The sequence below is a fragment of the Nesterenkonia sedimenti genome (assembly GCF_012641515.1).
Taxonomy (GTDB): Bacteria; Actinomycetota; Actinomycetes; order Actinomycetales; family Micrococcaceae; genus Nesterenkonia; species Nesterenkonia sedimenti.
In genome coordinates this window covers 138,279-147,764 of sequence record NZ_JABAHY010000008.1, presented here as the reverse complement: position 1 = coordinate 147,764, position 9,486 = coordinate 138,279, and the positions used below count along the sequence as shown (strand labels likewise).

At 63.0% G+C, this 9,486-nt stretch carries 7 protein-coding genes; 4 read left to right on the top strand and 3 right to left on the bottom strand.

All coding sequences use genetic code 11. The annotated features are described in order from the left end of the window. Positions 1-284: 284 nt before the first annotated feature. The 4 genes from HGQ17_RS09960 to HGQ17_RS09945 are packed head-to-tail and all read left to right on the top strand — an operon-like array spanning position 285 to position 5,480. Positions 285-1,952, top strand: coding sequence for an ABC transporter substrate-binding protein (locus HGQ17_RS09960; RefSeq protein WP_168887790.1), 1,668 nt, complete (start codon positions 285-287; stop codon positions 1,950-1,952). Between the two features lie 8 nt (positions 1,953-1,960). Next, entirely contained in the window at positions 1,961-2,914 is a 954-nt protein-coding gene (locus HGQ17_RS09955) for an ABC transporter permease (protein WP_168887789.1), read from the top strand. Beyond that, on the top strand, positions 2,911-3,783 hold the full coding sequence (locus tag HGQ17_RS09950; protein WP_168887788.1) for an ABC transporter permease: 873 nt from the start codon (positions 2,911-2,913) through the stop codon (positions 3,781-3,783). The genes HGQ17_RS09955 and HGQ17_RS09950 overlap by 4 nt, the downstream gene beginning before the upstream one ends. Positions 3,784-3,788: 5 nt before the next feature. Next, positions 3,789-5,480, top strand: coding sequence for a dipeptide ABC transporter ATP-binding protein (locus HGQ17_RS09945; protein ID WP_168887787.1), 1,692 nt, complete (start codon positions 3,789-3,791; stop codon positions 5,478-5,480). Positions 5,481-5,507: 27 nt separating this feature from the next. Here the strand turns inward: HGQ17_RS09945 and HGQ17_RS09940 are convergent, their stop codons facing one another. The 3 genes from HGQ17_RS09940 to HGQ17_RS09930 all read right to left on the bottom strand — a co-directional run bounded on the left by HGQ17_RS09940 (position 5,508) and on the right by HGQ17_RS09930 (position 9,072). Beyond that, positions 5,508-6,440 (bottom strand): trypsin-like serine peptidase, encoded by a 933-nt coding sequence (locus HGQ17_RS09940; protein ID WP_168887786.1) that lies wholly within the window; start codon positions 6,438-6,440, stop codon positions 5,508-5,510. A gap of 164 nt (positions 6,441-6,604) precedes the next feature. Beyond that, entirely contained in the window at positions 6,605-7,273 is a 669-nt protein-coding gene (locus HGQ17_RS09935) for a GntR family transcriptional regulator (RefSeq protein ID WP_168887785.1), read from the bottom strand. Between the two features lie 14 nt (positions 7,274-7,287). Then, the gene (locus HGQ17_RS09930) at positions 7,288-9,072 is read right to left on the bottom strand and encodes a gamma-glutamyltransferase family protein (protein ID WP_168887784.1); all 1,785 of its coding nucleotides are present in this window, start codon (positions 9,070-9,072) and stop codon (positions 7,288-7,290) included. Positions 9,073-9,486: the final 414 nt, after the last annotated feature.

Here is a 9,486-nt window from a genome sequence, read left to right as displayed (position 1 = left end):
CAGACACGCCGACGCCGCAGGATCCCCCACCAACAAGGGCTCCACGCTCAACGGTGAATAGCCCCTAAACACCTGAAACTCCAGGTCAGCCAGGTGTTACCTCAACGAATGGTGAGAATTCGGTACGCGTGGGCCGGGTGAGGTCAACAGGGGTCCTGGGCCCAAGAGTGCTCTGTGAACGGGTGATGAACCACGTTAACATGCCTGTAATGGATTGTATACAACAATTGGTTCAAACGGGTAACCTAGTTCACACTCCACCCCAAACCGGAGAAGAGGGAGCAATGACAAAAGAAGTCAAATACCCCAGAATTCTGAAGTTCACTGCAGCTAGCGCCACAGCCGCGTTTCTGCTCACCGCCTGTCAGGATGTGCAGACCGGTCAGGACAGCGGCAATGGCAATGGCGAAGCCAGCCAGGAGGATCGCGAAACTGTGACCTCCCATCCCATCGACGGGCGCGCCACCCAGGACGGTGGCCACCTGATCGTCGGCCTCTCCGCTGAGCCGGATCTCCTGGACCCCACCCTGTCCTCCTCGCTGCATATGCGCCACCTTGTCCAGCCCATCTGCGAGAAGCTCTACGATATCGACGAGGCCGGAGAGGTCTACCCCGTATTAGCTACCGACCTCCCTGAGGTCTCCGAGGACGAGCTGACCGTCACCATCCCGGTGCGCACCGGCATTCAGTTCTCAGACGGCACAGAATTCGACGCCGAGGCCGTGGCCACCTCCATCGACCGCCACCTCAACCTCGCCGGCTCTTCCCGAACCTCCGAGCTGGGCCCCCTGGAGGAGATCACCGCGGTCGACGAGGAAACCGTGGAACTGACCTTCTCCGAACCCTTCGCCCCCATCGATTCCATCCTGGCTGACCGGGCCGGGATGATCATGTCCCCTGACCGCTTGGAGGAGCTCGGTGAGAACTTCGCCGATGACCCCTCTTGTGTGGGCCCCTTCCGCTTCGTCGAGCGCACCCAGAACGCTGTGCAGTACGAGGCCGATCCCAACTATTACGACGCCGATGAGATCCACCTGGACTCCATTGAATACCGGTTCATCACCGACTCCTCCATCGCCGAGGCCAATCTGAACTCCGGCGATATCCACGTGGCAGACTCCCTCTCACCGCTGGATATGGACGAACTGGTGGAATCCGAGAACCTCACCATGCTGCGGGTGCCTTCCTACGGCTACCAGGGCATCACCCTGAACCTGGCCAATGAGGACGGCGCCGGAACTGACCCAGTTGAGCAGGACACTGAACTCGCCCAGCACACTGAGGTGCGCCAGGCCCTGTCCATGGCTATCAACCGTCAAGCGCTGGTGGACTCTGTGTTCGATGGCTGGTTCGACCCCGCCTGCTCACCGATCAGCCCTGATACACCCTTCAGTACCGATGCTTCCGAGGCCTGCCCCGAATACGACCCCGAAGGTGCGCAGCAACTGCTGGAGGATGCTGGTGTGGAAACCCCGGTAGAGATCACCCTCAATGTGGGTAACAACCCCGAGGCGCAACGACTGGCGCAAGCGATTCAGGCACAGGTCGAAGAGGCCGGATTCAGCATCTCGATCAACCCCCTGGAGAACGCAGCCCTGCTGGAGTCCCAGAACGAGGGTGACTTCGAAGCTATCCAGATCGGTTGGTCCGGACGCGTGGACCCCCACGGCAATACGTTCAACTTCCTCTCCACCGGGGGAGGCAACAACTACTCCAACTACTCCGACGAGCAAGTAGATGAACTGCTCAATGAGGCCACCACTGTCATTGACGAGCAGGAACGGGCCCAGATGTACGGTGAGGTCGTCGAGACCATCCATGAGGATGTGCCGATCATCTACACCCATCGCATCCGGAACCTGACCGGTATGGTCAACGAGGTCGCAGGGATCGAGCAGTACCCCGATGGCGTGCTGCGAGTCTCCCACGCTGCCTTCCTGGATGAGGACTGACCCACCCCATGGGACGTTTCCTCCTCACCCGCCTCTGGCAGTCAGCGGTCACCCTGATCCTGGCCTCCATCGTCATCTTCGTGGGCATCCGAGCCCTACCCGGAGATCCCGCCCTGGCGATGGCGGGTGAGGAGGCCTCACCCGAACAGCTGGCTCAGATCAGGGCCGAGCTGGGCCTGGACCAGTCCCTGCCGGTGCAGTACCTCAACTACATGGGACAGATCCTCACCGGGGACCTGGGCCGCTCCACCCGGTACGGCACCGAGGTCAGCGCCATGATCGCCGACACTCTGCCGGTGACCCTGTTCCTTTCGGTCTACGCGATCCTCATCGCAGTGATCATCGGCATCGGCCTGGGTGTTCTGGCCGAGCGGCGCAAAGGCCGCTGGCCGGAGTGGATGGCCAATTTCGCAGCTCTGATCGGGCTCTCGGTGCCGAACTTCTGGCTCGGTATCCTGGCCATCCTCTGGCTGGCAGTCGGGCTGGGGATCTTCCCCGCCTCCGGTTATGTGGAATTCAGCTCCGATCCGCTGCGCTCGATCTATCACCTCACGATGCCGGCGTTCATCCTGGGCGCCTCCATCATGGCGGTGATCATGCGCCAGACCAGAGCCTCCATGTTGGAGACCATGCAGACCGACTACGTGCGCACCGCCCGGGCTAAGGGCCTTCCGCCAAGCCGGATCCTGCTGCGCTACGGACTGCGCAACTCCCTGATCGTGGTGGTGACCATCGTGGGCCTGCAGCTGGGCGGTCTCATCTCCGGGGCAGTCATCACCGAGCAGATCTTCGGGCTGCCGGGCTTCGGCCGACTGACCCTCGATGCAGTCTTCACCCGTGACTACCCGGTCATCCAGGCCGCAGTGATCATCGTGACCTTCGGATATGTGCTGATCAACCTGGTGGTGGACATCCTCTACTCCGTCATCAACCCCAAGATCCGAGTAGGAGCATCCTCATGACCGTCGTCGAATCTTCACATGAACTGGGTTCGAACCGCGGAAAGGTCCTCCGATCCCTGCGCTCGGCACCCCTTGGCATGCTGGGATTGGGCATGCTGGTGACCATGGCCGCATTGGCGCTGCTGGCCCCGGTCCTCGCCCCGCACTCGCCGACCCAGGTGCATTTCGAAGCACCGTTTCAGCAGCCGCTGACCGTCGGATTCCTCTTCGGCACCGATGATCTCGGCCGCGACATCCTCTCCCGGATGCTCTACGGAATCCAGGTCTCCCTGCAGGTGGGGCTGCTGTCAGTGGCCTTGGCTGTCGTCGTCGGTGTTCCTCTGGGACTGCTGGCCGGTTTCTGGAACTGGTTGGACGGGATCATCTCCCGGCTGACCGATCTCATGCTGGCCTTTCCCTTCCTGATCATCGCTGTCGGCCTGGCCGCGATCAACGGACCCTCACTGACCAATGTGGTCATCGCCTTGGGGATCGCCCAGGTGCCCACAATGATCCGCGTGGTCAGGGGCGAGACGCTGCGGATCAAATCCACCGACTTCGTCACCGGTGCGGTGGCGATGAACGCCTCCGGACCGCGCATCATGCTGCAGCATGTGCTGCCCAACTGCACCTCGGCGATCATCGTTCAGGCCACGGTCATCATGCCGGTGGCGGTGATCGGAGAGGCCATGCTCAGCTTCCTGGGGATCGGCGTGCAGCCACCCACCCCCTCGTTGGGGATTATGCTCGCCGACGCCCAGCAGTACATCGGGCGCAGCCCCACCGCCGCAATCTTCCCCGGTGTGGCCATTGCCATCATCTGCTTGGGCTTCAACCTCTTCGGCGATGCCCTCCGTGATGCCCTCGACCCCGCAAGCGCGAAGAAATGAGCACTATGACCTCCGAGACTCAGAACCCCACCCACAGCGGGGAACTCCTACTGGATGTGCAGAATCTGCATGTCAGCTTCGGTCAGACACAGGTGCTGCACGGGGTCGACCTCCAGGTCCAGGCCGGTGAGCGGGTGGCGATAGTCGGGCAGTCCGGATCCGGGAAATCCACTGTCATCGCCGCAGTCCTGGGTCTGCTGGCCGGCAGCGGGCGGGTCACCGACGGCTCCATCCGGTTGGACACCGGAAGCACCGACGACGCCGGCAATCCTCGCGGCGAGGCGGCCTTCGAGGAGCTCACCGAACTGCCCGAATCCGGGATGCGCCGTATCCGCGGCAACCGGATCGGACTGGTGCCACAGGACCCCTCCACGAATCTGAACCCCTCCATGAAAGTCGGGGCACAGGTAGCAGATGCCCTGCGCGCCCACGGGATGAGGGATAAGCAGGCGATCAACAACCGCGTGGTGGAGCTGATGACCGAGGCTGGTATCCCGGAGGCGAGGCGCCGAGCCGGGCAGTTCCCCCACGAGTTCTCCGGAGGGATGCGCCAGCGAATCCTCATCGCCATCGCCCTAGCCAGGGAACCGCAGCTGATCATCGCTGATGAGCCGACCTCAGCCCTGGATGTGACCGTTCAGCGAGTCATCCTGGACCATATCCAGTCCCTGGTGGATGAACGCGGTACCTCGCTGCTGTTCATCACTCATGACCTTGGGGTCGCCGCTGACCGCTGTGACCGGGTGATTGTGATGCTCAATGGGCAGATCGTTGAGCAGGGTGATCCGCAGCAGATCCTGACCGACCCCCAGCACGAATACACCCGCAAGCTCATTGATGCGGCCCCCACGCTCTCCTCAGCTAAGGCCCTGTCCCAGGCCGGGACGGTCACGGAGTCCCAGGAGGGTCAGCCCACTGAGGATGCGATCCTCGTAGTTGAGAACCTGGTCAAGGAGTACCGGCTGCGCGGGACCGGGGGCGGAATCCTCCGAGCCGTTGACGATGTCAGCTTCTCCATACCGCGCGGGACCACCACGGCGGTGGTGGGGGAGTCAGGTTCGGGGAAGTCGACTGTGGCCAAGATCGTGCTGGGCCTGGAGAAGCCGACCTCCGGTACCACCCTGATCGATGGGATGGACATTAACCAGCGCGCTCATCGGAAGATCCTGCGACGGCGTATGCAGCCGGTGTTCCAGGACCCCTATGGATCACTGGATCCCACCCACAGTCTGGAACGGCTGATCGATGAACCGCTGCGGATATTCGGCATCGGCAATAAACAGCAGCGCCGGGACCGGGTCGCCGAGCTGCTGGATCATGTGGCCCTGCCGCTGTCTGCGGCACAGAAGCGCCCAGGTGAGCTCTCCGGTGGTCAGCGTCAGCGTGTGGCCATCGCACGTGCCCTGGCCCTGGAGCCCGAACTGATCATCGCCGATGAGGCGGTCTCAGCATTGGATGTGCTGGTCCAGGATCAGATCCTTGAGCTACTGGTTGACCTGCAGAACCGATTGGGGCTGTCCTATCTGTTCATCACCCATGACCTGGCCGTGGCCCGGGAGTTGGCCCACCACGCTCTGGTGATGCAGAAGGGCAAACTGGTCGAACACGGCACGGTGGATGAGGTCTTCCTCAACCCCCAGCAGCCCTACACCCAGGACTTGCTGGAAGCCATTCCGGGGCAGTCACTGGCAGCCTGAGACTACCCCGGAATAAGCCGAGGGGCTTTAGTATCCGGCAGCCAGGTCGTAGGCAGCCTCAGCGGATTCGCCGAAGTAGGGCCCATACATCCACAGCGGATTGAACACGTACTTATAGGAGTTCACCGAGGCCTGGGCGCCGGTGGGACCACTGCCCATGAACCAGGGTCCTCCGGAGGATCCACCGGTCATCGAGCAGGGGATGCCGAAGGTTGAGGGGGTCAAGGGACTGTCCTGTGCGTAGCCGGAGCAGGTCTCCAGGGTCTCCCCGTCATAGGGGGCAGCCGCCGGGTAGCCATAGGCAGTGTAGTACTGGCTGGAGTCCTGGTTGAAGGCGATGGGGGAGGCCCCGCCCACTGCCTCTTCCAGGGTGAGGCCTTCCTGTTCCTCAATGACAGCGAAGCCGACGTCATAGCTCATATCACCGGCGGCGATCCACTCCTCAGTGGCCACCAGCTCTTCAGCGGCCCACAGGCCGTATTCGGATTCGCCCTCATCGTAGGCAGGGGCAAAAACATAGTTGTCTGCGAACTCCGCTCCGGGGGCGCCGTCGTGCAGGCAGTGTCCGGCGGTGGCGACTGTGGACTGATTCTCCGAGGCCACCAGATTGCCGGAGCAGACAAAATCACCCTCCGGGGTGCTGAAGAAGACTTTGCCCACGTGTGGGGACTCCTGAGGGTCCGGGGCGCTCAGGGTGGGCTGGACCAGGCGCTCGGTGCCTCGGGCGACCTCCTCGGCATTGTCTACCAGAGAACGGTGCTCAGCCTCATCCACCTCAACGTCAGCCGGCTGGGCATTGGCCATGCGCTCTTCGGTCCAATACTCCTCGGCTGCGGTCTTCTCCGCCTCGTCGAAGGTTTCGGTTTCAGGGGAGCTCGCGCCGGCCGGGGCAGCGGTCAGACCTGCTGCACCCAGTGTGAGAACACCGGTGAGACTCAGTGTGCGTTTGATCCGTTTCAAGGGGCATCCTTAGCTCTTGGGGACGGGTTCATCGACGCTGAGGTCATACCCAAGATGACCACGGCGTCTGAATCGAACCTATCCAGGGTGCTGAGCCCCCTTCAATGAAAATCTCAGGTTTTCGTAAGTTGAGAGGGAATTATGTGGTGGCGCAAAGGCTGTGTTCAGCTGCTGGGGCGGGCGTATTTGAAGTAGGAATCCCGTGAGCCGGCTACATGATGGCGCATAAGCTCTTCAGCTCGCTGCGCCTGGCCCTGACGGACCGCATCGAGGATCAGATGGTGTTCGGCCCAGGCCTCACCGCCGCGTTTTGTCACATTGACCGCGTAGAGCCATTCGATCCGTCCAGAGATCTGATCCAACAGGGAGACCAGTGACTGGCTGCCGGAGAGCTCAGCGATGCGCTGATGGAACTGGGAGTTCAGCGGTGCCAGCTTGATGAGGTCCCCGGCCTTCAGGGTCTGATCGCCCTCGGCGAGGATTCGCTCCAGTTCGACCAGCAGTTCACTGATCTCAGCGGAGCGTTCTCCGGTCTGTGCCGCGCAGCGTTCCCCGGCCCGCCGAGCAGTAGCAGCTTCCAATTCGATTCGAATCGCAAAGAGATCGGCGGCGTCGTCGTCGGGCCGGTCTGCCACTGAAGCCCCCGCATAGGGGCGGATGGTGACCAGTCCCTCGGCAGAGAGGATCCGCAGGGCCTCCCGGATAGGCACCCGGGAGACCTCATAGCGTTCGGCCAGAAGCTTCTCGGTCAGCCGGGCGCCCGGTTCCAAGCCCCCGGAGATGATGTCGGCCCGAATGCGAGCAGCCACCCGGGCCACGTGAACACCAGACATGCGTGGGTGAAGCCTCAGCGTCCGGCGGCGTAGCCCTGGTCGCCGCGGGGGTTGGCCCCGGCGTGCAGCTGCCCGGTCTCTGGATCGCGGGAGACGGCCGAGAGTCGGCCCAGGGCCCAGTCACCGGCGCGCTTGACCTTATGGCCGCGTGCCTCCAGTCCGGAGATCACCTCATCACCCAGGCGATCCTCGACGACGAGACCGCCGGGTTCGATGGTGCGTGGGTAGAAGGAGCCCAGGATGGATGTGGTGTGGAAGTTCGGGGCATCAATGGCCTCCTGCAGGGTGTATCCGCCGATGAGCACCCGCAGCAGCATCGGCAGCTGCCACTGTTCCTGCTGATCACCACCGGGGGTTCCCAGGGCGATGATCGGCTTGCCGTCCTTGAGCACCAGAGTGGGGGTCAGGGTGGTCCGGGGCCGTTTCCCGGGCGCCAGTGTGGCCGGGTGGCCGGGCTCCAGGAGGTTCATCTGCAGGCGGGTGCCCAGGGGGAAGCCCACCTCGGGCAGATGCGGGGAGGACTGCAGCCAACCGCCGGAGGGAGTCGCAGAGATGATATTGCCGGCGGCGTCGACGATGTCGATATGACAGGTATCGCCCTTAGTCTCGCCGGTCTTGGCCACAGTGGGCTCGCCAGTGCCGGCCGGGGCGGTGCCGGGGGAGGGGGAGCCCTCCTGAAGTGGGGGCAGGATCTTATCCACTCCGGGGAGATCACCGGGGCGGAACTCAGTGGAGGCCTTCTCAGTGATCAGCGCTCGCCGGGTAGCGGCGTACTCCTCAGAGAGCAGGTATTCGAGATTGACCTCGGTGTCGCCGTAGTAGGTGTCCCGGTCGGCGAAGGCCAATTTGATGGCCTCGCTGATGAGGTGGACGCCCTCTTCGGTGCTGGGGTCCAGCTGGTGGTCCTCGTAGCCTTCGAGGATCTTCAGCGCCTGCAGCAGGGCCGGACCCTGGCCCCAGGGGCCGGTTTTGGCAATGGTGTAGCCGCGGAAGGTGATGGTCGCGGCCTCCTCATAGGAGGGGGTGAACTCATCGATATCCGCGGCGGTGATCACTGGGGCGTAGTCCTTGCCGTCGGCGTGGCGGTGCGGAGTCTCGAGGTTCTTCTCCACCGCCGCACCCAGCTTCTGCTTCCAGATCTTGCGGGCAGCCTCGATCTGGTCTTCGCGGGAGTCTCCGGGGGCTTCGGCCATTTCGCGCAGCAGTGCGCCATAGGCGGGGTTGGTGATGACCTGCCAGGGTTTGGGTGCCTCGCCGCCGGGAAGCCAGTGATTGGCGGAGGTGGGCCAGTGCTCTTCGAAGAGTTCCTTGAGCCCGGGCAGAGTCTGGACTACGCGGGGGAGGACTGCGTGGCCTTCCTCGGCGTAACTGATGGCGTATTCCAGAACCTCAGACAGGGGGAGGACACCATGGTCGCGGACTAGAGCCAGCCAGGCTTCAGTGGCTGCAGGCACGGCAGCGGCCAGTCCGCCGGCGCCCGGGACACTGTCCATACCCAGGGACTGGTAGTACTCAGTGCTGGCTTTGGCGGGGGCGGGGCCCTGGCCCATCAGGACACGAGGCTGGGGATCTTCGGCGGTGGCGAAGATGGCGGGCATATCTCCACCGGGACCGTTGAGGTGGGGTTCAACGATATGCAGGACAAAGCCGCCGGCGGCTGCTGCGTCAAAGGCGTTGCCGCCGCGTTCGAGGACTGATTGAGCTGCAGCAGTGGCCAGCCAGTGGGTGGAGGCGGCCATACCGTAGTGTCCACGCAGGGTGGGGCGGGTGGCCAGATCTGGGGCCTTGGTGAAGCTCATCAGTGTGGTGTCCTTTCCTGGAGGTCATTCCGGCGTCATCCAACCACATCAGTGTTTCACGAATGTATACAAACCTGTAAGAGGTGGCATAAGTCTGATGCGCCGCACTAGACCCAGTCGTAGCGTCCATGACCTGCAGTGGGGCAACCATGAAGGCGGGCTCCAGCTCCTCCCAACCACGCTCCTTCGTGCACATGGCGAGCTGAAAATACGCCTGGCCGATTGGCGTGGAGGTATCGAATCCGGGGCCGGTGCTCTCCAGTACCAGATGATTGCCCCTGCATCCAGGAATCGAAGGAGGAGCATCTCTCGGCGTCGAGGAGTTTTGATCTGCTCAGCCGCAGGGACAGCTATTCGGGGGCTGATGACTGGTCGCGCCCTCCAGGGGGTGTTCAATGGCATGGGGCAGGTTCA